Raw genomic sequence first — 23668 nt, 5'->3', positions numbered from 1 at the left:
CTACTTCCGGAAGTACTGCGTCACCTTTCCCTTACCTGCACCAACCACCACCTCTGCAAAAGCACCGTTCACCAAAGTAACCTGCGGCGGCAGATGTCCGCAGTCGATATCGTATGCGACCGGCAGGCCCAGCTCATCGGCTAGCTCCTGGTAGACATCCTCTACTGTGTACCCGTCCATAGGGCGGTTAGCCGCGCTGCGGCCGAACATAAGGCCGCTGCAATGCTCGAACCAGCCCGCCAGCTTCATCTGCACCAGGGAGCGGCGCAGGTCGGCCACGGACAGCTCACAGTTCTCTAAGTACCACAGAATAGGCTCATTATGGATATAGTGCTGCTGGAAATGCCGCACATCTCCATACGGCGTGCCGATCAGATGACGGATAACGTCAATGCAGCCGCCCAGCAGGCGGCCCTGCATGGCGAGGGCCTGATTGCCCACCGTCTTCCAGCTAGTGGCTTCTGTAAGGTTGAACACATGGGGCGACGGCTCGCCTCCTCCCCATTCCAGCTGATACTGCTGTGAGGATTGCTGGAGTACAGAACCACCGCTTGACGTAAACAACACCTTGTCCCACATGGCGGTTGTCGGGTCTGTCTCTTCTCCCCGGAGATCAATGAAGTTCGTGCCATGAGCAGTGGCAATCCCCGTCTTCAGCGTGACAGCCAGCAGCAGCACACTGATATCGGAATACCCGAGAATCCATTTACACTTCATCTTGCTGAAATCCACCTGCTCCAGCATCTCAATCAGCAGCTCCCCGCCCCAGGGAGGCACGACGAGTCCGATGGACTCATCGGCCATCATCGCGTTGAATTCAGCGGCACGTACAGCAGCCGGAGCCGATTTAGCCTTTTCCTGTGTCCATGCTGTGGGTCCGCAGACTACGCCGTACCCTCTTTTTTGCAGCCGTTCTACAGCCAGCTCAAGCAGTTCACGAAGCTCCTCCCCCACTCCTGATGAGGGTGCAGTTACACCAATAACAGCTTCTGCTTCTAATACGGGATATCTGATCATCCGGTTATTCCTCCTAAGGTAACCCCACCAAGTGGGGCTTTAGCTTCGATGATGACTCAGGTACTTTGCGGGGACCCCAAAACATATAAATTCTATAAAAAAGGCGATACCCGAACCTTGAGCAGGTTGAATATCGCCCTATGCGTACTACGGATTATATCATTGGCTGCGTCATTCCAGTGAAGGCTTATTGTCCCGGCTGATATCCAGAATATCCAGGAAAAAGACGAAGATTGGAATCCCGAGAATCAGTCCCCATACCCCGATATAATGCTCGGAGAACAAAAGCACTACGAGCGTGTAGAACATCGGCAGGTTCATTTTGGAGGACATCAGCTTCGGGTTGAGGAAGTAGCCCTCTATGACATGTAACAGGGCAATCATCACCAGAATGTTGACCGTCAGCATCAGTCCACCCGTGTTATAACCGATAATGCACAGCGGAATCAGCGAAATGACAAAGCCGACGACCGGAATCAAGCTGAGCATGAAGATCATAATGGAGAGGGCGAACAGATACGGGAATGGCTCGAAAAAGAAACCAAGCACCCACAGCCCGACCACGGTAAACAAAGTATTGAACAGCGCAATCAGAATCTGTGCTTCAATGACCTTGCCGAAGGAGGAGATGAATTTTCTGCCGAAATACTCCAGCTCCACATAGAACCAGGAGATCTTGCTGTCTCTCAAACGGGAGGTGAAGCTGACGATCCGGTTCTTCTCCAGAATGAAGACAAGGCTTAGAATCGTGGACAGGACGAAGGTGGTGCCCCAGTTGCTGATTTTGAAGACATATTCGATCCCCTGATTCAAATAGCTCTGATAATTGAGCTCCCTGACCTTTCGGAACAAGTACTGCATAATTTCATTCTGCGGAATATCATCGGAGGTCAGCGTGCCGAGAAAAGTGGTTAACTGCTTGATCTGTGAGAATACCTTGGGCATATATTTGACGAGTGCCATGACGATCATGCTGATCAGCGCCACATACAGTATAATGATGATGACCTTGCTGTTCACCTTCACAAATTTGCCGATCCGCTTGCTTAATAGCACCTGAAAGCTGTTCATCACATAAGCGATCAGGAAGGTCAGCAGCACCAGATTCAGCATATCCCTGATACTGTACAGCAGCAGTCCAATCAATCCCAGAATCAAGAAGCGCCGGACTGTTAAATTGGCGACATAACGCTTAAATACTTCCATTGTTCCCTTGTTCCTCTCCATTCGCTGGCAGATAAGATTTTTATTATAGTGTACCGTACTGAAAACAAATATAGCAACTTTGGCATCGCCCAATTCCCGCGAAACCGCGAACTTTATGTCGATTTACAGGAAGCTCTATTGCTATATGCTATAATGTGGGCAAAACTGGAACATATATACCTTTTTCAACAGGTCCAAATCAATGAAGTTCAAACTAATGGAGGCGAAAGCTGGTATGAACAAAGTAATCTGTATCACCGGAGCATCCTCCGGCATCGGCCTTGCCACTGCACTGAAGTTCGCCCATGAGGGCTGGACGGTCTATGCCGGAACCCGCCATCTGAAGCGTGAACAGGAGCTGTACCAGAATGTGGAGGGTCTGCAGTTCGTAGAGCTGGAGGTGACACAGCCGGAGAGTATTCAGCAGGTTATAGACCGGATAGAAGCGGAGCAAGGCAAGCTGGATCTATTATTCTGTAATGCCGGATTCGGATATCTGAGAGCGCTTGGGCAGGCACCGTTCCCTGAGATCGAGGATGTCTTCAATACCAACGTGTACGGGGTCATGCATACGATCCGGGCTGCACTGCCGCTGCTGCAAAAGACTGGCTACGCCCATATTGTGGCTACCTCCAGTGTCGGCGGACTGGTCGGGCAACCGATGAATGAGGTCTACTGCGCCAGCAAATTCGCAGTGGAAGGGCTGCTGGAGAGTCTGTCCACCTATTACAAGCCGCAGTTCAATATCGATATCACCCTGCTGGAGCCAGGAGCGATTGCTACGGAGTTCAATTCAACCGTCATGGGGCATGTCGCCAGCACCGGCGGCGTTCTGGAAGACGAGTACAAGCCAATTCTGGATGCTTATAGAGCGGCCTTCCTGGAGCGCAATGTGGAGCCGCAGACGGCAGACTCTGTTGCGGATGTGATGTGGGAGCTGGTACAGCTTGAGACCAAGCCGCTGCGCCTGCGCACCTCGGAGCGGGCCGAAGCCTTCGTTGCCCGCAAGGTCAGCACTGACCCTACCGGACTGGAAGGCGTACTAAGCACGCGCAGAATTCAGTTGAATATGTAAATGTAAACAGCCGCTCCCATTCCAGGAGCGGCTGTCTTTGGCTTTCCCTTATCAGATGCTAGCGCTGAATCGGCTCAATCCGGTACGTTCCGGTACTGCCGTCTCCAGCAGGCCCGCCAGTGACCGCCCAGCCGTAAGACAATACATCCTCTAACCGTTCGCGTTCAGCCTCCGTTAATTCCGCTTCCACCGCTTCCTGCCCCTCCGCAAGCTCCAGCTTCGCTTCAATACCCAGCGCAACCTCTATCCAGCTGCGGATTCCGCGGATGGTATTGTATTTAATCTGGTAGCCTTCCAGAACGGCCCGGCGGAATCCCTCCGGCTGTTCCTCTGCAAGGGCAGACAACTGCCCGTAATCGAACTCGTATTTACTCTCATCGGCCGGCAGATCCCCTTCGCTGACTCTGCGCAGCAGCTCTTCGTCAGATCCGGACAGCGCGCGCAGCGATTCCAGCAGAAGGGCATCCCATTGTGATAGCTTGACCTTGCTAGTCGGTATTGTCATTGTATCTCCTCCTTGATTCACAGATGTGTATCTTCTAAGATTCGTTCATAATATTAGTCTGCATATTCCCCGGCCACATAATGTCCGGGACTCACTTCCCGCAGTGCAGCGGCTTCCTCTGTCCCGCGCGTAGCCGGGTAAGCCTCCAGCTGGATTCTGCGGCTGGCCTTCATCGGGTCTGTCTCCAGAATGGAGGACAGCAGGGCTCTGGTGTAGGGGTGGAGCGGATTATCGTACAGCTCATCGCTTGGAGCAACCTCCACCAGCCGGCCGCCGTACATCACGCCGATCCGGTCAGCAATATGGCGGACCATCGACAGATCATGGGCGATGAACAGATAGGTCAGTCCGAACTCGGCTTGCAGATCCTCCAGCATATTAACGACCTGAGCCTGGACAGAGACATCCAGCGCAGAGATGGGCTCATCGCAGACGACGAACTCAGGCCGGACCGACAGCGCCCGTGCAATGGAGATCCGCTGGCGTTGCCCGCCGCTGAATTCATGGGGGAAGCGGTACAGATGCTCCCGCTTCAGCCCCACCTTCTCCAGCAGCTCTGCCACCGCTTCCTTGCGCTCTTCGCCCGGATAGAGACCGTGAATCCGCATCGGCTCACTGATCAGCTCCAGTACGTTCAGGCTTGGATTAAGCGAGGAATACGGGTCCTGGAAAATCGATTGAATCCGCCTGCGGAAGGGCTTCAGCCCTTTCTCGCCCAGCTTGCCAAGCGGCTTCCCGTCGTAGAACACCTCGCCGTCTGTATAATCGTACAGACGGAGCAGACAGCGTCCGACCGTGGACTTGCCGCTCCCGGATTCACCAACCAGTCCGAAGGTCTCGCCCTGACGGATCTGGAAGCTGACCCCATCCACAGCCTTAAGTACGCCCTTATCCCGTCCGCGCAAATCCTTGCCCTTCGGGAAATGCTTCTTCAGATTGCTAACCTCCACAAGCACCTTGCGCTCACTCAAGTGAAATCCCTCCCCGCTGTAACTGCCGTCTTCTCTTCTGTACCTTCGGTCAGCCAGCACATCGAGCGGTGCCCCGGTGCAAACTCGACTACCGGAGGACGTTCACTGCAGCGGGCGAAGGCATGCGGACAACGGTCCATGAACGGGCAGCCGGGCGGGGGATTCAGCAGATCGGGCGGTGTGCCCTCGATCGGAATCAGCCGCTCACGTTCACCGCCGCCGCGCTTCGGTATGGAACGCAGCAAGCCCTGCGTATACGGATGCTGAGGCCGGTAGAAGATATCCTGCACCGTCCCCTCCTCCATCACCAGTCCGCCATACATGACAATGACGCGCGTGCAGACCTGGGCTACCACTCCCAGATCATGAGTAATAAGCGCAACAGCTGTATCTCCCCGTTCCTTCAGCTCTTTGAACAGATCGAGGATCTGCGCCTGGATGGTCGCATCCAGCGCGGTGGTAGGCTCATCGGCAATCAGCAGCTCCGGGCGGCAGGAGAGCGCCATCGCGATCATCACCCGCTGGCGCATCCCTCCGCTGAATTCATGGGGATATTGCTTCAGCCGCTGCTCCGGATCACGGATGCCGACCTGGCGGAGAAGCTCCGCCGCTTCGGTATACGCCGCCGCTTTATCCAGTCCGCGGTGTCTGCGGATAACCTCTGTCAATTGCTGGCCGATTCGCTTGACCGGATTCAGCGAGGTCATCGGGTCCTGGAAGACCATCGCAATCCGGTTGCCCCGCAAGGACCGCCACTGCTTCTCCGTAAGCCCCTTCAGGCTCTTGCCGCGGAACTCCAGCTTCCCGGCAGTCATATGCCCCGGCGGTGTGATCAGTGACATGACCGCCTTGGCTGTAACGCTTTTGCCGCTGCCGGATTCCCCGACAATGCCTACGGTCTCACCCGCATCAATATGGAAGCTAACGCCACGGACGGCCTGATTCTCCCCGTCCCGGGTAGCGAAGGAAACCTGTAAATTCTCAACAGTCAGCAGCCGTTCAGTCATGATGTTAAGCCCTCCTATCTTCGGATCAGCTTAGGTTCAAAGCCGACCCGCAAAATATCTCCCAGCACATTAAAGCTCAGCACCGTAAACAGGATCATCAGCCCGGGGAACAGCGCCAGATAAGGTGCCTGGGCAATATACCCCTGTGCGCTGTTCAGCATACTCCCCCACGTGGCATTCGGCGGCTGTACCCCGAAGCCGAGGAAGCTGAGCGACGATTCCATCATAATGGCCGAGGCAATATTATTCGTCGCCCCTACAATAATCACCGGTATCAGCCCCGGAAGGATATGCCGCCAGATCATACCGAAGGCACTCTGTCCCGAGGCTTTGGCATATAACACGTACTCCCGTTCCTTGATCGTCAGGGTCTCCGCGCGGACGACACGTGCCACATTCATCCACATCAAGAGAGCAATAATAATGATCAGATTGCCGATGCTCGGCTTCAGATAGACGCTGAGCAGCAGCAGGATCAGGAAGGACGGGATCGACATGATAATATCCAGCATCCGCATCAGCAGATTATCGATCCAGCCGCCGAAATATCCGCTGATCACCCCAACCAGTACGCCCACAAAGGTTGCTACGACCATGGAGGCAAACCCGACCAGCAGCGAAACCCGGCCTCCGTATAAGGCTCTGGACAGATAGTCGCGGCCATAATCATCGGTGCCGAACAGATGCGCGGCGCCGGGCTTCGTCAGGCGGGCCATGGCATCCATGGCATTCGGATCATGACCGGACAGGAAGGCAAAGACCGCCCCCAGTGTAAACACCATCAATATGACAAGAGCAGCGACACCCAGACCGTTCGTAAACAGCTCGGACTGCAGATTTTTCCATTTACTGCGATTCATGAGGTCACCCCTTCAGTTTGATTCTTGGATCGACAACGCTGTAGAGAATATCTGCTACCAGATTACCGAAGATCAGCATTAAGGAAGAGAACAGGGTAATCCCCATAATGACAGGATAATCCATCCCCTTCACCGCCGTCATCCCCAGGGAGCCGATCCCCGGCCAAGAGAACACCGTTTCCGTAACAATCGCCCCGGCCACCAGATCTCCCATCGACATACCGATCAGCGTGATCACGGGCAGCAGCACATGCTTCAGCACATGCCGGAACAGGATGGTGGATTTCTTCGAACCAAAAGCGTACTGGATCTGCACATACTCCTCCTTCAGCTGTCCGATAGTGCTGGAGCGGATATAGCGCACATACCCGGACAGGAAACTGAAAGCCAGCACCGTACAAGGCAATATCCCGTGCTTCAGCACATCCAGCGGCGATTCCACACCAATGGTGCGCATCCCCATGCTTGGAAGCAGGTGCAGCTTGATCGCGAACAGATACATCAGCAGGATAGCCAGCCAGAATAAGGGGATGGAGATGCCGATATAAGCGATAAAATTGATTAGCTTGTCTACCCAGCGGTTGCGGTTCGCACCGGCCACGAGGCCCAGCGGAATGGCCAGAAGGACGGCCAGGGCAATGGCGCTGCCCATCAGACCCGCAGTTGCGGGGAGGCGGTCCAGAATCTGATCCAGTACAGGCTGGTGATTGACCAGCGAGTACCCGAAATTGCCCTGGACCATCTCTTTGATCCAGATGAAATATTGGATATAAGCAGGCTTATCCAGCCCCAGATTATGACGGATGCGCTCAATATCATCAGCGTGCATATTGGGCGTCACGAAAGACAGCACCGGATCTCCCGGAGCCAGCTTAATCATGGTAAAACAGACCACCGATACAAAAAACAGCATCGGCAATGTTTGCAGCAACCTTCGGACGATGAGTTGTCTCATACGCAGCTTCTCCCAGCTCTTAACAGGCAAAAATAAGCTGGGAGAACCAGCTTATTTTTTTGCCTTGCTTATTTTGTGAGGCAGATTATTTCTTGTAGATCTTGGACAGGTCTTCGAAGATAACGACTGGCTTCAGGACAGCCTCATCAACTCCGCCGTAGTTCTTAGAGACAGCTACAACAGTCTTCGTATAAGCGATCGGATAGATCGGTGCATCCTCGGCTACCAGCTCCTGTGCTTTCTTGTAGATCTCTGCACGCTTGGCCGGATCTGCTTCGCCTGCACCGTCATTCATCAGCTTATCGACTTCACTGTTGGAATAATGCGAGTAGTTGGACGAGCTGTCCGTAGTGAACAGGATACGGTACGCATCCGGATCATAGCCCATGATATAGCCGGTCAGAGCCAGCTCATAGTCGGTCGCCTTCAGATCAATGAATTTCTGCACCCAGGCCGAGGAATCCATGTTCTGCAATTCAACCTCTACGCCGATTGCCTTCAGCTTCTGCTGCACATACAGCGAGATGGCTTCCTGCGCCTTGTTACCGCTCTGTACGATATACCGGAGCTTCAGGTTGCTCTCACCGGCAGTGGCCAGCAGTTCCTTCGCCTTGGCAGCATCATTGTCAAAGGCAGGGACATCGTTCGTGAAGTACAGTGCATCCGGAGTCAGGAAGGACTTTGCCGGATCAGCATATTCGCTGGAAGTGTACGCCGTCTGAATCAGCTCGTCGCGGCTGAGGGCCAAAGACAGGGCTTGCCGGACTTCTTTTTTGGCGAGGGCACCGGTATCGCTGTTCGCATTGAACATCAGATAAGCGAGGCGGCCTTCGCTATACGGGAGAATCTCAAAATTATTCGTCGCTTGAATCGTAGGAACATCCTTCGGGTCCAGATACTGTACATTAATCTCGCCGTTCTGCAGAGCCAGATTCGCAGCATTGGTATCCTTGGCAATCCGGTAGGTGACGGAATCCAGATGCGGCTTGCCGCCGAAGTAGTTGTCGAAGCGTTCCAGCGTCAGATATTCGCCCGCCTTGTATTCCTTGAATTTGAAGGGACCGGAGCCGACAGGAGAAGCGTTCTTCGTGCTCTTCTCAATGTTGGTCTCATTCTCGTAGATATGCTTCGGAATCGGGAATACCTGTACAAGCGTGGCTTCAAAAGCCGGGCTGACTTGAGGCAGCTTGAACTCTACAGTCAGATCATCGACCTTGACGGCCTTGATCGCCTTGTCGCCGACAAGGAAGTTGGCCCGCAGGAAGCTGTTCTGCTTCTCATCAAGAATGCTGTCGATGGTGAATACCACATCATCCGCCGTCAGCTTCTCTCCATCATGCCAGGTCAGTCCATCCTTAAGCTTCAATGTATATGTCAGATTATCGCTTGACGGTGTCAGGCTATCGGCCAGGTAGAAGGTCTTCTTGCCGTTGTTCACCTGGAACAGCGGAGCATACAGCGCCTGGTCAATCGTCAGACTGACACGGTCACCCGCATAGTTCGGATTCAGTACCACCGGATCAGAAGCTACCCCTATAATCAGACTGCCTCCATCCTTCGGTTCGCCGGCAGCAGGCTCTTGTGATGCAGCCGGTGTCTGTGCGGCATTGGTAGATGAAGCGTTATTCCCACTCGAACATGCACTGATCATCAGTGTTAATAATAGTAGAATAGCAACCCCTGTTATCCCTTTACGCATTGTCTCTTCCTCCATGTCTATGAGCATTCCCGCTCGTTGTTGAGTCATTATATATCGGAATACTAGGAATTACAATGTATGAATTTACCATGGGCTTTACCAGACGCGGACCTCCTGCATGACCGCTCCGCGCCGCAGGGCATCGACATGCTCCATTCCTTCCGTAACCCTGCCGAATACCGTATGCCAGCCGTCCAGATAATCGAACGTATCATAACAGATAAAAAACTGGCAGGACCCCGTGCCTGGTCCAAAATGCGCCATAGACAGCGCCCCGCGCACATGCTTATGGGGATTCCCCTGCGTCTCACAGGGAATGGGATCTGTGCCGCCTCTGCCGTTGCCGTCCGGGCATCCGCCCTGGGCAACAAAGCCGCGAACCACACGCTGAAAGGCCAGACCGTTGTAAAAGCCGCTGTTCGCAAGCTTTTCAAAATTGGCTACGGTTCCCGGCGCTTCCTGATCGAACAGCTCCAGCCGAACCTCCGGTCCCTGCTCCAGACGGATCAGAGCCTGCTTCATGGCGCCTCCTCCTCTACACGGGCTGCAGTATCTGCCGGTACACCGATATAGACGGCCGTCTTGGCAGCATGCAGCGGCGCATAAATCTCCTCGATATCCTCGTCCACGAGCGGCCTAAGCTCTCCGCCCTCCATATGCAGGAACACCTCAGCGCGCGGATTCATCGCCAGGAGGACATTGATCAATTGCTGTACTTTTAACGTTGGCTTGTCCATCCTCTCACTCCTGCCAGCCCTCTTCCGGGGATTATATATATTAGCGGTATTGTACAATAGCTCAGGGCAAACGGCAATACGGCTCTCTTCTATACATGCAGGTGATTATTTCGGGAAAATGGGGAAAGTCCGGTACTTCTCTAAAAATATCGAATACATATAATTTATATCAACTATTTGCGAATCCAAGGGGATGTTCTATCATGTTGACCTTATTCTGGAGTGGCTGCTATGAATCCGAATAGAACCCGGGTGCTGCTGGGCAGCCCGATCCATCAAAAACCGGCGATCCTGGAGCAATTCCTGAACTCTCTGCTGCGTCTGAACCTGAAGGATATCGATCTTGATTTCTATCTGATTGACGATAACCCGGATGAAGCCGCAAGCCAGCTGCTGCAGCAGTTCGCCCGGAACGGCAGATCCGTCTTCCTGCAATCCTCCGGCTACCATGATGACTATATCCGAGATGAGCATACTCATGTCTGGCATTCCAATCTGGTCTGGAAGGTGGCCGGATTCAAGAATCTGATGATCCGGCGGGCGGAGGCCTTCGGCTATGACTACCTGTTCCTGATTGATTCGGACCTCATTCTGCACCCGGATACGCTGCTGCATCTGATCGGTACAGGCAAGGATATTATCTCCGAGATTTTCTGGACACAGTGGCAGCCGAATACACTGCTTCAGCCGCAGGTATGGATGCATGACGAATACAACCAGTGGGAGATTCATCCGGGGGAGCAGCTCTCTCCGGAGGAGATTCAGCGCCGTTTCTATGCTTTTTTGCTGAAGATGCAGCAGCCTGGAATCTATGAGGTTGGCGGACTTGGCGCCTGCACGCTGATCAGCAGCTCAGCCCTCAGCTCCGGGATCAGCTACGACCGGGTCCGTAATATTTCCTACTGGGGAGAGGACCGTCATTTCTGCATCCGTGCAGCGGCCCTCGGCCTTCCGCTCTTCGTGGATACCCACTTCCCTGCGCTGCACCTCTACAGAGACAGTGATCTGGATCTGGTCGCGGAGTTCATCCGGCACACCTCGGGCGCGGAAGCAGCTTCTATAGCAGAAGGGGAGCCCGGGACCGGGGATGACAATGAAGCATGCGGAGCCCGGACTGAAGCAGCGGTCCCGGAGGACGGCGATACAGCAGCCGCTGCTGATCTGCCGGGCCATGCAGAGACGGCTCCGTCCCCTGCTGACAAAAGAGTACAAGAGGCAGCAGCGCAGTGGGATGTGCTGTGGACCGAAGCCGAAGCCCGGCAGCGCTTGTCCAAGGAGCCTCTGCCTGCTGACGCAGGCGAGACGGCAGAAGGAGCCAGCACAGGCGGGGACGGAGGAGCAGGGCTGCAGAAGCCTCAATCCGCTTCTGCAGCGTCCCCGGTCACTCCGGCAGCTACTTCCCGCCGGCCCAAGCTGACCCTCACGATGATCGTCAAGAATGAAGGCACCAGATTCCTGCGCCAGGTGCTCGAGGAGCACCGCAAGTATATTGATGAGGCCGTCATTATCGACGACGCAAGCACCGATGATACAGCCGATATCTGCCGGGAGGCTCTTGAGGGGATTCCGCTCCACCTGATACAGAATCCTGTCTCCCTCTTCCATAATGAATCAGAGCTGCGCAAGCAGCAGTGGGAGGCGGTGGTTGCAACCCGTCCGGAGTGGATTCTTAATCTGGACGGGGATGAGCTGTTCGAGTCCTGTTTTCCAGAGGAGGTAGACTCCCTGCTGCGGACAGCGGATTGCGACTTGTTCTGCTTCCGGCTCTACGACTTCTGGGATGAGGCCAGCTACCGCGAGGATATGTACTGGCAGGCCCACCAGAGCTACCGCCCGTTCCTGCTCCGTTACCGGGAAGACTTCACCTATACCTGGAATGATCTTCCGCAGCACTGCGGGCGGCTGCCGGAGAATATCTTCGAGCTGCCCCATCAGTTAAGCAACCTGCGGCTGAAGCATCTTGGCTGGTCGAAGCCGGAATTCCGTCTGGAGAAGTATCTGCGTTATATGCTGCTGGACCCGGATGCTGAGTACGGCTGGAAGGAGCAGTATCAGTCTATCCTTGACCCGAAGCCCCGGCTGGTGAGTTGGAGCGAATAAGGCGGAGGGTTAAGTCATAAGAAGAGAGAAAGAAGCTCCTTATCGGAGCTTCTTCTTTTTTTTTCAAATAAGCTTCAGGAAATATATCACTATAGGTCCGCAGGCAAATATGCTAAAATAACAGAACATAAGTTCGTATTTTGGTTGTAAAATACATCCTAATATTTCCCTATTATTAGAAAGATATATAGAAGAGGAGGCGTAACGGCAATGGAACAGCAAATGATACAGCGTTACCGGCAGGAAATCTATCGAATCGGCTGGCGCTTACAATACCGCAGCAAGCGAACCCGCCGGCATGAATGTACCTTCATGGATATCCGCCCGGCTCAGCGGGATGAAGCGGAGGAGATGATTAACCGGTTGTCCGTTGAGCAGCTATTAGATACCCTTCCAGCCAAAGGAAAGGTGATTCTGCAAAAAATTTATCTGCAGGAAATGACAGAGGCTGAGGTCGCGGCACAGCTGCATATGAGTCAACAGGGGGTTAACAAATGGAAGCAAAAAATGCTCCAGCAGCTATCACAGACAGCGAATTCGCAGACCTTCTGACAGGTGTCCGCCAGAAACAGCCGGAGGCCATGCTCCAGATCATCGAGCTATTTCAGGAGGACATCGAAATAGTCAGTCAATGCATCCTCCTCCCGCGGGAGGATGCCATTTCACATATTGTGACGGAGATTCTTAACTTCATACAGGCGGGGGATAGCACATGAACAAGCGGGCAAACGCCGACCTATCGTGGCGCTGCCCGCTTGTCATTCATTAGGAATAGCTAATCTATCAGGCAAGACCAGCATTCATGCCGCCTGCACCCTAGGTATTGACATTCCTGCTAGGGTAAGGTTTATGGTTACTATAAGAAGTTCCGGCCGGAATAACTTATGAAAGGGTGTTCATGCGTTGAAGATCGGAGAGTTCGCAGCTTGAGGCCCATGGGATGTTACATCGGAGGTCTGGTCGGACCGTTCGGAACCGGCACAGATATCCGCATCATTATCGAGGCTTCCATCGACACTCTAGACCGGGCACGGCGAAATGGGGTAAACTCATTAAATATTGAATCGTACATTGTATAACTCGGATGCCACGAGAAGGGGTTGAACCAATCCATGGAACTCTACGCCGTAAAATTTGGTGAATCTTCATTTCGCTTAAGCAACGTATACCGCGATATGCATCATTCGGAGGAATTAGTCCAGATTGCGTGGTCATTTTATATTGCCAAGCATAATAATAAAACAATCTGTATCGATACAGGCTTTCGCGATGAGAATGTGGCACAGCAATGGGGGATTACACTAACAGACGTTGCAGACGAGTTAAGAGGCATCATTGGCAATCTAAGCTCCGTAGATACAGTCATCATTACGCATAGTCACTTTGACCATATTGAGAATCTTGACTTGTTTGATAAGCCTGAAATCATTATTTCAAAAACCGACTATGAAACTGCGCTACAGCAGTGCTCGCCGACCATCAAGGAGAAGCTGCTTCAAGGCCCGGTTGTCACCGTAGACAACGAATATATTTACGACAACCAGTTCAGATTCAAGGTGATCGGCGGGCATAGCCCTGGTTCATCGGTGGTTTACTTTGAATCGGTTCATACCAACTATATAATCACCGGCGATGAATGCTACTGGTGCGATAATTTGCTAAGCAATCGGCCGAACGGGGTTTTTTCCAGTACAGAAAATAACGAACGGTTTCTAAATGAGGCTCATCACAGCGGATTAATTCCGCTCCCATTCCATGATCTGCAAATATTCGAACACTATCCGGCCGTTTCTAACAATATAGTGAGAATCCTTTAGATTTTGGATAAGGTCATCCTTTATGGATGGCCTTTTTTGTACGGATATGTCTATCGCGCATTGAATTATTATTCTAATAGTTGTATTATTATTCATTATTCGCGAAAAAGGAGCATACCTATGCCATTGATAATTAGAAACGCTGAGCCTTATGATGTAAACAGTCTGACCGAGCTGATGTATGAATACATCGTTGGTTTTTATCAGAATCCTAAACCTCCTGCCGATAAAATCAACACTTTAATCCAGACCCTTTTTGACCAGCAGCAGGGGGTGCAGTTCGTGGCAGAGCAGAATGGAGAGTTAGTCGGCTTTGCTACCCTATTCTTTACATTCAGCACTATGAAAGCAGATAAAATCAGTGTTATGAACGACCTCTTTGTAAGAGAACCCTTTAGAGATACCGAAGTGGAATCACAAATATTCCTGGCATGTCAAAAATACTCACAGAATCATGGCTATGCCAACATGACTTGGATTACTTCTACTAACAACAAACGCGCTCAAAGCTTCTTTGAAAACATGAACGCGGTCAAAGGGAAGGATTGGGTTCACTACTCCCTTATCTAAATCAACGCGTCGAAATGGCCCTCTGCGTCTACCGTCGCTGTCCGGGGATCGGTCAGACCGATGCCCTTAAGGCCTCCCTTTCCCTCAGTCCGCCAGGGCGGAGTATGATCCTGAAGCGGGGGAGCAGGTACAAATGAAGCCGAAGCGGTACTCCCGCTTTTCTGCACCAGCTGGGCCTCCAGCTGCCGTATTTGCCGCTGCAGCTGCTCCCGGCGATAAGGAGTCTGCATCTCTCCGCCCTGCGCCGCATTCACCTTGTCCAGCTCCATCAGCAGCCGGTTGCGCTGCTTCTCCAGAGAACTGACATCGCTCTGTGTGCTGCCGTAAGCTGTAGTGGCCTGTACCGGGCTGATACCGGATACCGTCTGTGCCGCCATGATCTCTCCCTCCGTTTCCTTGGCTTCTGCTGCAAATCCAGCCATATTCGAAAGTTCTAATCATTTCTATTACCCGGCAGCTCCCGCCATGACAACATTTCAACCACATATTTACAAAAAATCGTCGCATAGTCTCAATCGGATGCTGGTTGGACCATACCAAAGACCTAGCCGGGAGGTCTGTAAAAGCGCCAAAGGCCCATGTTCGCTTTGCCCCGCACCGCTTCCAACGGCAGTTCCAGTCCATATTTATATCATCTACAAAGATATGCTTTTGTCTCTTTCTAACGAACCTTATTTGACATAAGATTTATCCTAGTACCTCATCAGATTTAAAATAGTGGAGTAGAATAAATTACCCTTCAAATTACATATTTTTTTCAATAGATGGTTGTTATTTGGGGGCGTTTGGCTTAGCGTAACGGACACAGGGGCTCTTATCCGGGAAGAAAGTCGTCACTTAGGCGATTAGCGGACCGCATGGACCTTATCCCCTGCAATTCAGCTCCAAAACGTCTCGCAGAAAGACGATAAGGTCCACTGAGTCCGTTACGTTGCAAAAGGTGGCGTTCTCGTGGGGATAAGGTCTCTTCGGTCCGTTAGATTTTTTGGGATGATAGGGTTTCATTACACGAACCCCTGAGTTTCACAAGCTTATCCACCCTTTTAAATCTGACACTGTACTAAGAGGTGACGCCGGGGCCCATTACATTTCACATCGATCCTACTGGCTTCGCAGACTCTGATTTCGCTATTGCAACAGTCAGCTCGCCGTCCGCTTCGTCCACCGTCATCACTGAGCCTTCCTCCGCTTCTCCGGCAATCAGCGCGCGCGCTACCCGGGTCTCCAGACTGCGCTGGATGAACCGCTTCAGCGGTCTGGCCCCATAGATGGAATCGAAGCCTTCCTCGGCAATGAAGCGGACCGCCTGGTCACTCAGCTTAAGACCGATATTCCGCTCTGAGAGGCGCAGACGCAGGCCATCGACCAGCTTCACAACAATCTGCTCCGTCTCATTCAGGGTCAGCGGCTTGAACATTACGATATCATCTACGCGATTGAGGAACTCCGGACGGAAGTGCCCGCTCAGCTCCTTCATGACCCGATCCTTGACGGCTTCGGTCAGCTCGCCGTTATCATCCGTGCCCTGAATCAGATGCGGTGAGCCAATATTGGAGGTCATGATGACAATAGTGTTCTTGAAGTCGACCATCCGGCCCTGCGAATCGGTCAGCCGCCCGTCATCCAGCAGCTGCAGCAGGATGTTGAACACATCAGGGTGCGCCTTCTCCACCTCATCGAGCAGTACTACCGTATACGGCTGGCGGCGCACCGCTTCGGTCAGCTGTCCCCCTTCTTCATAGCCGACATATCCGGGAGGAGCACCTACGAGACGGGAGACACTGTGCTTCTCCATGTACTCCGACATATCGATACGGATCATGCCGTCCTCGCGGTCGAACAGCGAGACCGCCAGTGCTTTGGCCAGCTCCGTCTTCCCCACCCCGGTCGGCCCGAGGAACAGGAACGAGCCGATCGGACGGTTCGGGTCCTTGATGCCGGCTCTAGCCCGAAGAACCGCATCGGCTACCAGCCGGACCGCCTCATCCTGCCCGACTACCCGCTCATGCAGCGTATCCTCCAGCCGCAGCAGCTTATCCCGTTCGCCTTCCACCAGTCTGCTTACGGGAACTCCCGTCCAGCGTGAGACAATATCGGCGATTTCCTCCTCCGTCACGGCTTCACGCAGCAGCCGGGTCTCCTGGTCCTGCTGCGCCGCTTCCTCTGCCGCCTTAAGCTGCCGCTCCAGATCAGGAATAATGCCATAGCTTAATTCAGCCGATTTGTTGAGATCATAGATCTCCTGCGCATCGACCAGATCCTTGCGGGCCTGCTCCAGCCGCTTCTTCAGGTCGCGGATGCCCTGAATGGCCGATTTCTCCTTCTCCCAGCGGGCCGTCATCCCCAGATGCTTCTCCTTGAGGTCGGCCAGCTCCCGCTGGAGGTTCTCCAGGCGGCGGGCGCTCGCGTCGTCGGTTTCTTTTTTGAGCGCGGCTTCTTCAATCTCCATCTGCATCAGGCGGCGGGTTACTTCATCCATCTCACCGGGCATGGAGTCAATCTCCGTGCGGATCATTGCGCAGGCTTCATCGACCAGGTCAATCGCCTTATCCGGCAGGAAACGGTCCGTGATATAACGGTTAGACAGCACACCGGCTGCTACCAGAGCGCTGTCATAGATTTTGACCCCGTGATGCACCTCGAAGCGTTCCTTCAAGCCGCGCAGAATCGAAATGGTATCCTCGACATCCGGCTCGCTGACCAGCACCTGCTGGAAGCGGCGTTCGAGCGCCGGGTCCTTCTCGATATATTTGCGGTACTCATCCAGCGTGGTCGCCCCGATACAGTGCAGCTCACCCCGGGCCAGCATCGGCTTCAGCATGTTGCCCGCATCCATAGCCCCCTCCGTCTTGCCCGCACCGACAATCGTATGCAGCTCGTCAATGAACAGAATAATCCGTCCGTCACTCTCGCGGATCTCCTTCAACACCGCCTGCAGCCGCTCCTCGAATTCTCCCCGGTATTTCGCACCGGCAATTAGCGCACTCATATCCAGCGAGAAAATTGTCTTGTCCTTCAGTCCCTCCGGCACATCCCGGCGGACAATCCGGTGGGCCAGCCCTTCGACAATCGCCGTCTTGCCGACACCCGGCTCCCCGATCAGCACAGGGTTATTCTTGGTCTTGCGGGAGAGAATACGGATTACCCGGCGAATCTCAGCATCGCGCCCGATGACCGGATCGATCTTGCCGGCCCGCACCTCAGCCACGAGATCGCGGCCGTACTTCTCCAGCACCTCATAAGTGGCCTCCGGCTCCCGGCTGGTCACCCGCTGGTGTCCGCGAATCTCCGCTAACACTCCAAGCAGCTTCTCCCGGGTAACGCCCCGGCTGGTGAACAGCCCGCGCAGCTCGCGGTTCCCGCTGCTCGCATCCGAGACCATCGCCAGGACGGCATGCTCCACCGCGACGAATTCGTCCTGCATCTTGGCCGCTTCCTGCTCCGCCTGTTCCAGCATGGCAATCAGCGCGGGCGATGCATAGCGCCGCATGGTGCCCGCTCCGCTCCCGCTTACGCTGGGCTTGCGCTGAAGTTGCGCATCGGTCCCCTGCAGCAGTTCGGCTGCGGGAACATTCATCTTCTGCAGCAGCCGGGGCAGCAGGCCCTCATTCTGCTGAAGTAAGGCTTTCAGCAGATGAAGATTGTCAATCTCCTGATGCCCGCCGGAAGCCGCCAGCGACTGCGCCTCTGCTACCGCTTCCTGCAGCTTCTGGGTAAGCTTATTGAAATCCATAAAATCATCGCCTTTCTAATGTATAGGTTAATCAACCGGATGCCCGGCTGTTATATATGCTGAACTTAAATGTTCTTTACCGGGTTGCCGCTCTTCGCCGCGCTCCGCCTGTGGTACGCCGTTTCGCACCGGCTTGGAAGCTGCCGGACTCCGCCAGCTGACGGTACAGCTTCTTCTCTGCCTCCGATGTATCAGACGGAATGACCATCTCCATCCGGAACAGGATGTCACCATTCGTTCCGTCCGGACGTCTCAGCCCCTTGCCGGAGAGGCGCAGCGTTCCGCCGCTGGCTATTCCGGCAGGGATCTTCAGCTTCACGCTGCTGCCATCCGGCAGCGCTACCTTGGCTTCCCCGCCAAGCACAGCCTGCCAAGGGGCGATCTCAACCGTGCCGAGCAGATCCCCGCCGTCCGGCTCATAGATCTCATGCGGCAGGAGATGCAGCGAGATTAGCAGATCGCCGCCCTGCGCCGCTCCGCTTCCGCCGCCGGGTACCCGGAGGACGGTCCCTTCCGCCGAGCGTGCCGGAATCTGTACGTTCAGGTCTTTGCCTGACGCCTGAACGCTGATATTGCCGCCTTTGTAGGCCTGCTCCAGCGTAATCTCAAGCTGGGCCTGCATCGTACTGAACTCATCCCCCCACGGGCTTCCGCCTGGACGGGCACCACTGCTGCCCGAGAAGAAGCCGGTACGGTCAGCCGCGCCCCGGCTGCCGAAGAACATCCCGAACAGATCCTCTTCCGGTATACCGCCGGAAGAAGCGGCTCCGCTGCTCCAGCCCGCGCCAAACGGCGATTCCCATGACGCAGAGGAGGCCGATCCGTAGCTGCGCTGACCCCGTGAGCCTGCGGCGGCTCCATAGCGGAGCTCCTCATCATAGATTTTGCGCTTGTCTTCATCGCCCAGCACCTCATATGCCTCGGCTGCTTCCTTGAATTTCGCCTCTGCCTCCGGGGCTTTGTTGACATCGGGATGCCACTTTTTGGCCAGCTTCTGATAGGCCTTCTTGATCTCCTGCTTCGAGGCCTTCTTGTCTACCCCAAGACGCTCATAATAATTTGCCGCCACCGGAACCTCCTCCTTTCGTGTAATGGGGAACCTTCTACCTTCCTCCGGGAAAAGACGCATTATAGCCGGAACCCCCACTACAATGCGTCTAATTATGAAGTGCTATATGAAAAGCCCGGTAAAATCCTGCTGCCGCCCGGTGAACCGGATAGGCCAGCGGCTACAGCCGCTAAGCCCGGAGTTCCTGCAGAAGCGGCAGCTTCAGCCGGACTTGGATGTCCATCTTCCTCATAAGGCTGTCCTTCGGCTTACTGTAGCTCTTTCCGGTCTGAATTATCGTTTCCGCCATCCTGAATTTCGATCCGTTTGCCCTGCGGCTTCTGCCGCTTCGGCACCTCCAGGCTCAGTACCCCGTCTCTCAGCGAAGCGCGGATGCCCGCATCGTCAATATCCTGGACATAGAACCGGCGTACATATTCACCATACCGCCGTTCGCGGCGCACCATCTGATGTTCCTTGTTCTCCTCATTGCTCTCTTCTGTGCGAACCGCCTTGATCGTCAAGTAAGGGCTGGAATAATCAATGTCGATTTCTTCTTTGCGGAAGCCCGGAAGCTCGGCCTCGATCAGATATGCCCCTTCACTCTCCCGGATGTCGGTCCGGAAAGACAGCGCGTTACTTGTCAGCGGTGCGAAAAAATCATCATTAAACACTTCGTTCAGCGACTTCGCCAGCACACCAAAAGCATCATCTCTGCGTTTACCAAAAGGAACCAAATCAAACATCTTTCATTCTCCTCTCATTTGACTTTTGATTTTTTGAATTCGGTCTTGCTAAGACTTTGACTTTGTCTGACCTATGGCTTTATTATAGCCTGCACCTCCGGAGAAAACAAAACCGGTATAAGCCGAAAATCCGGGAAAATCCGGCGTTTCGGCTCTTTTTTTATAATAAATTTTAACATTATTAAGGATTTGACCTTATTTGACCTTCCTGCTCTACTTCAAATAACGCTCCCGGTATTCACTCTCCAGCATGCCCATCATTATCACATCATGATACTCATGGTTATAGAACAGCGTCTGACGCCGCACCCCCTCCTGCACGAACCCGATGGACTCATATACATGCACAGCACGGGCATTATAACTGTAGACCTCCAGCTCAATCCTGTGCAGATTCAGAATGCCGAAGCCATAATCCAGCATCAGCAGCAGCGCTTCACGCCCATATCCTTGTCCCTGATGCCGCTCGTCCCCGATGGCGATCCGCAGATTGGCATTCCGGTTATCCCCATCGATGTCCTGAATAGCGATGTCGCCGATAACCTCATCGTTCTCTCTCAAGGCAATCAGCAGCAGTACCGAACTGTCATCTCCGGATTTGCGTGCGATATAATTCTCAATCTGCTCTTTGGTAATATGCTTCTTCGTTCCTGTAAGCCTGCGGACTTCCGTGCCGTAGAACATATGGTAATACATTTCGGCATCTTCCCCGTTGAGCGGGCGCAGATATACCTTTTCCCCTGTTACAAGTTCTGAATGCCTGTTCATTCCCGTCATCTCCCACCTGTTGTTATAGCTCTTATGGTAATGCAGTACTGCATACTATAAAATATACAAAAACGTCTAATTTCAAAGGACAGATTGAAGGTGAAGGATGCTGCTTGTCCCTGATCTGAATGAACACAGCGAGGTCCCGTACTACATACAGCTCTATAATTATCTGGCAAAAGCAATCCTGGGCGGCACCCTCCAGAGCGGGACGCGCCTGCCCTCTATCCGCCGCCTGGCGGCGTTATGCGGAATCAGCGCCACTCCGGTGGAGCTTGCATACCAGCAGCTTCTGGCAGAGGGCTTCATCGCCAGCAAGCCGCGCAGCGGCTACTACATCCTGCCCGTCCGCCGGGAAGGCAGCCCTGTTGCGGCCGGGGAACGGCCCAGTCCGGCACCCCGCCCGATTACGCCCCGTGATCCACGGCACTACACATATGATTTCCATATGTCGCGCAATGATTTCTCCCTGTTCCCGCACAAAATATGGCGCAGCCTCTACCAGGAGCAGCTCGCGAATCCAGACCTGCTCCAGTACGGCGATCCCCAGGGGGAGCCGGCCCTCCGTGAGAGCATCGCCGCCCATCTGCGGCAATTCCGCGGGCTGCGCTGCACGGAGAAGCAGATTGTAGTCGGCGGCGACCAGTATACGCTGTGTTCTTTGCTGTGTCTGCTGCTGAAAGGACGGGTGAGCGGGCTGGGTATCGAAGATCCGGGGTACCACCTGCTGCCTGCGGCATTCCGGCGCAGCGGATACAGCATCCTGCCCATTCCGCTGGAGGAGGATGGATTGCAGATAGACAAGCTGTACAGCAGCGGGGCAGATGCTGTGTACATCTCGCCGTCCCACCAGTTTCCCCGGGGGATGACCATGCCAATCACCAAACGCCTCGCATTGCTGGAGTGGGCCCGGTCCACAGGCGGATATATCATCGAGGACGATTATGACGGGGAATTCCGCTATCACGGGCGGCCGATCCCCGCGCTGCAAGGGCTTGCTGAGAGCAGTCCGGTGATCTATATGTGCAGCTTCGCCCAGTCGGTAACCCCTGTGTTGTGTATTCACTATATGGTGCTGCCGGAGGAGCTGCTGCCAGACTATCACAGCCTGAGAAGCGAGCTGTACCTGGAGCATTCAGCCTCACGGCTTCATCAGATTGCGCTGCATTATTTCATGGAGCGGGGTCATTTCGAGAAGCACCTGCGCCGGATGCGCCTGCTCTACCAGCGTAAGCATGACCTGCTGCTGCGTTCGGTCAGGCAGCATTTCGGCGATGCCGCAGTGCTCAGCGGAACGGATGCCGGATTTCATCTGCTGCTGACCTTTAAGCCGCCCTCAGAAGTTGGCAACAGAGTTAGCAATAGCACCAGCGCCAGGGAGCTCGCTGCAGTAGCGGAAGCCGAGGGCATTCGCGTTACCCCCATGTCCTATACCTGGTGGGCCAAGCCGGACTACGATGAACCGGAATTCATCCTGGGCTTCGGCGGGATCGCCGAGGAGCTGATCGATGAGGGCATCCGCAGATTGGCGGGGATATGGCTGGGCTAGTACAGCATCGGTTTAAGAGCGCCTCACTCCCGCGCAGTCATTCGGATGCTGTAGGCGCTGGAACGGCAGTAACTGTATTTTGTACAATGGAATGATGTCAAAATAGCTTCCAAATAAGTTCTATTGTATTTGGTACAATTGAATGTTGAACAAAGGACATCTTTCGCCCAAAATGCAATATTCCAATGTACGAAATACAATAGAATAACATTTCACGTTCAGATATAAGTTTTCTATTGCAGGAAATACAATCAGCTGCTTATATTTCCAGAGTTGAGGCCAGTGGCAGGTGCAGGATCTGCCTAATATCTTCTCAATGTTCATGCCCAGGCTTTTGAATCAACTATACTTCTCCAGCATATCCGCAAGCGTCCGCTTCACCTCAGCCACCAGCTCCGGGGGCTCCAGCACCGTTGCCTCGCTGCACAGGCTAATCACAAACCGCGCGAAGAAGCCCAGATCGCTTCCCGGAATCTCTCCCTCCAGCCAGCCTGTGCCGTCTGCACGGATATGCAGCAGCTGCGGGGACCATACCTCCCCTTCGCAGGACTGGACCCCTTCATTCCCCAGCTCCACGTACAGCCGGATAAGGCTTTGTTCGGCCTGCTCCTGCGGCGGGCTGCCGTAATGCTCCGTATTGTCCAAGTGGATATGACGCAGATCAAGCGCGGCCGGTCCCGCTTCATCATACCCGGCAGACTGAATCCGGTCGCAGCGGAAAGTACGGATGCCGCCCCGCAGGAAGCAATACGCCGGACAATACCACAGGCCGTTACTGGCATAGATGCCGACGGGCTGAATCCACCTTTGCTGCCGCCGGCCCTTCGATTGGTAATCGATCAGCAGCACTTTTTGCCCGGTAGCCGCGTCCAGCAGTTGGGGAAGATAAGGGAATTCCGCCTGCCGCGACGGGGTCAGGAAATCAATCCTGTTCTTCATCTCATCAATCCGGTCACGGACATCGCCAGACATGTAATTATAGAATTTGTACAAGGCGGATAAGGATTCTTCCTTGAAGGGAAGATATTTATAATGGCGCAGGGCATGGCTGGCAAAAAATATCGCCACCGCCTCTTCCTCCGTGAACGCAATCGGCGGCAGGATTCTCTCGCTCAGCACCTGATACCCTCCATGCGGCCCCACTTCGGAATAGAGCGGTACGCCCAGCTCCCCCAGCTCCTGCAAATCCCTGAGGATTGTGCGTGAAGAAACTTGGAATTCGTCAGCCAGCTCCCTGACGGTGAATTTACGCTTGCGGTTGACGGTCATCATGAGGTCCAGCAGCCTTTTGGATTTCGACACAGG

23 protein-coding genes are annotated in these 23668 nt (G+C 54.1%); 7 read left to right on the top strand and 16 right to left on the bottom strand.

What is annotated here, in order from left to right:
• Both NST69_RS33035 and NST69_RS33030 read right to left on the bottom strand, forming a co-directional pair.
• Entirely contained in the window at window positions 1-1017 is a 1017-nt protein-coding gene (locus NST69_RS33035; protein WP_342548163.1) for a S66 peptidase family protein, read from the bottom strand.
• Window positions 1018-1188: 171 nt separating this feature from the next.
• A complete protein-coding gene (locus tag NST69_RS33030; RefSeq protein WP_339253024.1) occupies window positions 1189-2223 on the bottom strand; it encodes an AI-2E family transporter in 1035 nt (344 codons plus the stop codon).
• Between the two features lie 235 nt (window positions 2224-2458).
• Between NST69_RS33030 and NST69_RS33025 the strand changes: the two genes are divergently transcribed.
• Window positions 2459-3298: an SDR family oxidoreductase gene (locus NST69_RS33025; protein WP_342548162.1), complete on the top strand. Its 840-nt coding sequence runs from the start codon at window positions 2459-2461 to the stop codon at window positions 3296-3298.
• A gap of 58 nt (window positions 3299-3356) precedes the next feature.
• Here the strand turns inward: NST69_RS33025 and NST69_RS33020 are convergent, their stop codons facing one another.
• From NST69_RS33020 to NST69_RS32985, 8 genes are all read right to left on the bottom strand, one after another.
• The gene (locus NST69_RS33020) at window positions 3357-3803 is read right to left on the bottom strand and encodes a hypothetical protein (RefSeq protein WP_340956643.1); all 447 of its coding nucleotides are present in this window, start codon (window positions 3801-3803) and stop codon (window positions 3357-3359) included.
• A gap of 53 nt (window positions 3804-3856) precedes the next feature.
• Complete coding sequence (locus NST69_RS33015; RefSeq protein ID WP_339253020.1) at window positions 3857-4774, bottom strand: ATP-binding cassette domain-containing protein; 918 nt, start codon at window positions 4772-4774, stop codon at window positions 3857-3859.
• On the bottom strand, window positions 4771-5781 hold the full coding sequence (locus NST69_RS33010) for an ABC transporter ATP-binding protein (protein WP_036723621.1): 1011 nt from the start codon (window positions 5779-5781) through the stop codon (window positions 4771-4773). The genes NST69_RS33015 and NST69_RS33010 overlap by 4 nt, the downstream gene beginning before the upstream one ends.
• Window positions 5782-5795: 14 nt before the next feature.
• Complete coding sequence (locus NST69_RS33005) at window positions 5796-6641, bottom strand: ABC transporter permease (protein WP_036723623.1); 846 nt, start codon at window positions 6639-6641, stop codon at window positions 5796-5798.
• A 4-nt stretch (window positions 6642-6645) separates the two neighbouring features.
• A complete protein-coding gene (locus NST69_RS33000) occupies window positions 6646-7596 on the bottom strand; it encodes an ABC transporter permease (RefSeq protein WP_036723626.1) in 951 nt (316 codons plus the stop codon).
• Window positions 7597-7681: 85 nt separating this feature from the next.
• Window positions 7682-9295, bottom strand: coding sequence for an ABC transporter substrate-binding protein (locus tag NST69_RS32995; protein ID WP_342548161.1), 1614 nt, complete (start codon window positions 9293-9295; stop codon window positions 7682-7684).
• A 96-nt stretch (window positions 9296-9391) separates the two neighbouring features.
• Window positions 9392-9817 carry a peptidylprolyl isomerase gene (locus NST69_RS32990; protein WP_036723630.1) on the bottom strand — a complete coding sequence of 142 codons (426 nt, stop codon included), beginning with the start codon at window positions 9815-9817 and terminating at the stop codon, window positions 9392-9394.
• The gene (locus NST69_RS32985) at window positions 9814-10032 is read right to left on the bottom strand and encodes a hypothetical protein (protein WP_036723633.1); all 219 of its coding nucleotides are present in this window, start codon (window positions 10030-10032) and stop codon (window positions 9814-9816) included. Before NST69_RS32985 ends, NST69_RS32990 begins: the two co-directional genes overlap by 4 nt.
• Before the next feature lie 231 nt (window positions 10033-10263).
• Here NST69_RS32985 and NST69_RS32980 point away from each other — a divergent pair, with 231 nt between their 5' ends.
• The 5 genes from NST69_RS32980 to NST69_RS32960 all read left to right on the top strand — a co-directional run bounded on the left by NST69_RS32980 (window position 10264) and on the right by NST69_RS32960 (window position 14519).
• On the top strand, window positions 10264-12132 hold the full coding sequence (locus tag NST69_RS32980) for a glycosyltransferase (protein ID WP_342548160.1): 1869 nt from the start codon (window positions 10264-10266) through the stop codon (window positions 12130-12132).
• A gap of 210 nt (window positions 12133-12342) precedes the next feature.
• Window positions 12343-12684, top strand: a complete 342-nt coding sequence (locus tag NST69_RS32975) for a sigma factor-like helix-turn-helix DNA-binding protein (protein ID WP_036723635.1) — start codon at window positions 12343-12345, stop codon at window positions 12682-12684.
• Complete coding sequence (locus NST69_RS32970; protein ID WP_076077403.1) at window positions 12627-12848, top strand: hypothetical protein; 222 nt, start codon at window positions 12627-12629, stop codon at window positions 12846-12848. Before NST69_RS32975 ends, NST69_RS32970 begins: the two co-directional genes overlap by 58 nt.
• Before the next feature lie 396 nt (window positions 12849-13244).
• Window positions 13245-13949, top strand: coding sequence for an MBL fold metallo-hydrolase (locus tag NST69_RS32965; RefSeq protein WP_342548159.1), 705 nt, complete (start codon window positions 13245-13247; stop codon window positions 13947-13949).
• Between the two features lie 120 nt (window positions 13950-14069).
• A complete protein-coding gene (locus NST69_RS32960; protein ID WP_036723638.1) occupies window positions 14070-14519 on the top strand; it encodes a GNAT family N-acetyltransferase in 450 nt (149 codons plus the stop codon).
• Here the strand turns inward: NST69_RS32960 and NST69_RS32955 are convergent.
• The 5 genes from NST69_RS32955 to NST69_RS32935 form a co-directional block, all read right to left on the bottom strand.
• Window positions 14516-14941, bottom strand: a complete 426-nt coding sequence (locus tag NST69_RS32955) for a hypothetical protein (protein WP_342548158.1) — start codon at window positions 14939-14941, stop codon at window positions 14516-14518. The two genes, NST69_RS32960 and NST69_RS32955, sit on opposite strands and share 4 nt — an antisense overlap.
• Before the next feature lie 668 nt (window positions 14942-15609).
• Window positions 15610-18252: an ATP-dependent chaperone ClpB gene (clpB, locus tag NST69_RS32950; RefSeq protein ID WP_342548157.1), complete on the bottom strand. Its 2643-nt coding sequence runs from the start codon at window positions 18250-18252 to the stop codon at window positions 15610-15612.
• Between the two features lie 76 nt (window positions 18253-18328).
• Window positions 18329-19321: a DnaJ C-terminal domain-containing protein gene (locus NST69_RS32945; protein ID WP_342548156.1), complete on the bottom strand. Its 993-nt coding sequence runs from the start codon at window positions 19319-19321 to the stop codon at window positions 18329-18331.
• A 248-nt stretch (window positions 19322-19569) separates the two neighbouring features.
• Window positions 19570-20046: an Hsp20/alpha crystallin family protein gene (locus NST69_RS32940; protein ID WP_342548155.1), complete on the bottom strand. Its 477-nt coding sequence runs from the start codon at window positions 20044-20046 to the stop codon at window positions 19570-19572.
• Between the two features lie 213 nt (window positions 20047-20259).
• A complete protein-coding gene (locus NST69_RS32935) occupies window positions 20260-20814 on the bottom strand; it encodes a GNAT family protein (RefSeq protein WP_342548154.1) in 555 nt (184 codons plus the stop codon).
• A 106-nt stretch (window positions 20815-20920) separates the two neighbouring features.
• Between NST69_RS32935 and NST69_RS32930 the strand changes: the two genes are divergently transcribed.
• On the top strand, window positions 20921-22363 hold the full coding sequence (locus NST69_RS32930) for a PLP-dependent aminotransferase family protein (RefSeq protein WP_342548153.1): 1443 nt from the start codon (window positions 20921-20923) through the stop codon (window positions 22361-22363).
• A gap of 339 nt (window positions 22364-22702) precedes the next feature.
• On the opposite strand, the gene NST69_RS32925 is transcribed toward NST69_RS32930, so the two are convergent.
• On the bottom strand, window positions 22703-23665 hold the full coding sequence (locus NST69_RS32925) for a YafY family protein (RefSeq protein WP_342548152.1): 963 nt from the start codon (window positions 23663-23665) through the stop codon (window positions 22703-22705).
• Window positions 23666-23668 lie beyond the last annotated feature (3 nt).

This window comes from Paenibacillus sp. FSL P2-0089 (assembly GCF_038595095.1).
Lineage (GTDB): Bacteria > Bacillota > Bacilli > Paenibacillales > Paenibacillaceae > Paenibacillus_AQ > Paenibacillus_AQ silagei.
This window is presented reverse-complemented; position numbering and strand designations above follow the sequence as displayed.

Bases quoted from the DNA above. Each gene is read 5' to 3' on its own strand.
- NST69_RS32955 (WP_342548158.1), bottom strand. From the start codon at position 14,941: ATGGCTGGATTTGCAGCAGAAGCCAAGGAAACGGAGGGAGAGATCATG.
- clpB (WP_342548157.1), bottom strand. From the start codon at position 18,252: ATGGATTTCAATAAGCTTACCCAGAAGCTGCAGGAAGCGGTAGCAGAG.
- NST69_RS32965 (WP_342548159.1), top strand. From the start codon at position 13,245: ATGGAACTCTACGCCGTAAAATTTGGTGAATCTTCATTTCGCTTAAGC.
- NST69_RS33010 (WP_036723621.1), bottom strand. From the start codon at position 5,781: ATGACTGAACGGCTGCTGACTGTTGAGAATTTACAGGTTTCCTTCGCT.
- NST69_RS32990 (WP_036723630.1), bottom strand. From the start codon at position 9,817: ATGAAGCAGGCTCTGATCCGTCTGGAGCAGGGACCGGAGGTTCGGCTG.
- NST69_RS32940 (WP_342548155.1), bottom strand. From the start codon at position 20,046: ATGTTTGATTTGGTTCCTTTTGGTAAACGCAGAGATGATGCTTTTGGT.
- NST69_RS33025 (WP_342548162.1), top strand. From the start codon at position 2,459: ATGAACAAAGTAATCTGTATCACCGGAGCATCCTCCGGCATCGGCCTT.
- NST69_RS32970 (WP_076077403.1), top strand. From the start codon at position 12,627: ATGGAAGCAAAAAATGCTCCAGCAGCTATCACAGACAGCGAATTCGCA.
- NST69_RS33005 (WP_036723623.1), bottom strand. From the start codon at position 6,641: ATGAATCGCAGTAAATGGAAAAATCTGCAGTCCGAGCTGTTTACGAAC.
- NST69_RS32975 (WP_036723635.1), top strand. From the start codon at position 12,343: ATGGAACAGCAAATGATACAGCGTTACCGGCAGGAAATCTATCGAATC.
- NST69_RS32995 (WP_342548161.1), bottom strand. From the start codon at position 9,295: ATGCGTAAAGGGATAACAGGGGTTGCTATTCTACTATTATTAACACTG.
- NST69_RS33000 (WP_036723626.1), bottom strand. From the start codon at position 7,596: ATGAGACAACTCATCGTCCGAAGGTTGCTGCAAACATTGCCGATGCTG.
- NST69_RS32935 (WP_342548154.1), bottom strand. From the start codon at position 20,814: ATGAACAGGCATTCAGAACTTGTAACAGGGGAAAAGGTATATCTGCGC.
- NST69_RS32960 (WP_036723638.1), top strand. From the start codon at position 14,070: ATGCCATTGATAATTAGAAACGCTGAGCCTTATGATGTAAACAGTCTG.
- NST69_RS33020 (WP_340956643.1), bottom strand. From the start codon at position 3,803: ATGACAATACCGACTAGCAAGGTCAAGCTATCACAATGGGATGCCCTT.
- NST69_RS33035 (WP_342548163.1), bottom strand. From the start codon at position 1,017: ATGATCAGATATCCCGTATTAGAAGCAGAAGCTGTTATTGGTGTAACT.
- NST69_RS32930 (WP_342548153.1), top strand. From the start codon at position 20,921: ATGCTGCTTGTCCCTGATCTGAATGAACACAGCGAGGTCCCGTACTAC.
- NST69_RS33030 (WP_339253024.1), bottom strand. From the start codon at position 2,223: ATGGAAGTATTTAAGCGTTATGTCGCCAATTTAACAGTCCGGCGCTTC.
- NST69_RS32985 (WP_036723633.1), bottom strand. From the start codon at position 10,032: ATGGACAAGCCAACGTTAAAAGTACAGCAATTGATCAATGTCCTCCTG.
- NST69_RS32980 (WP_342548160.1), top strand. From the start codon at position 10,264: ATGAATCCGAATAGAACCCGGGTGCTGCTGGGCAGCCCGATCCATCAA.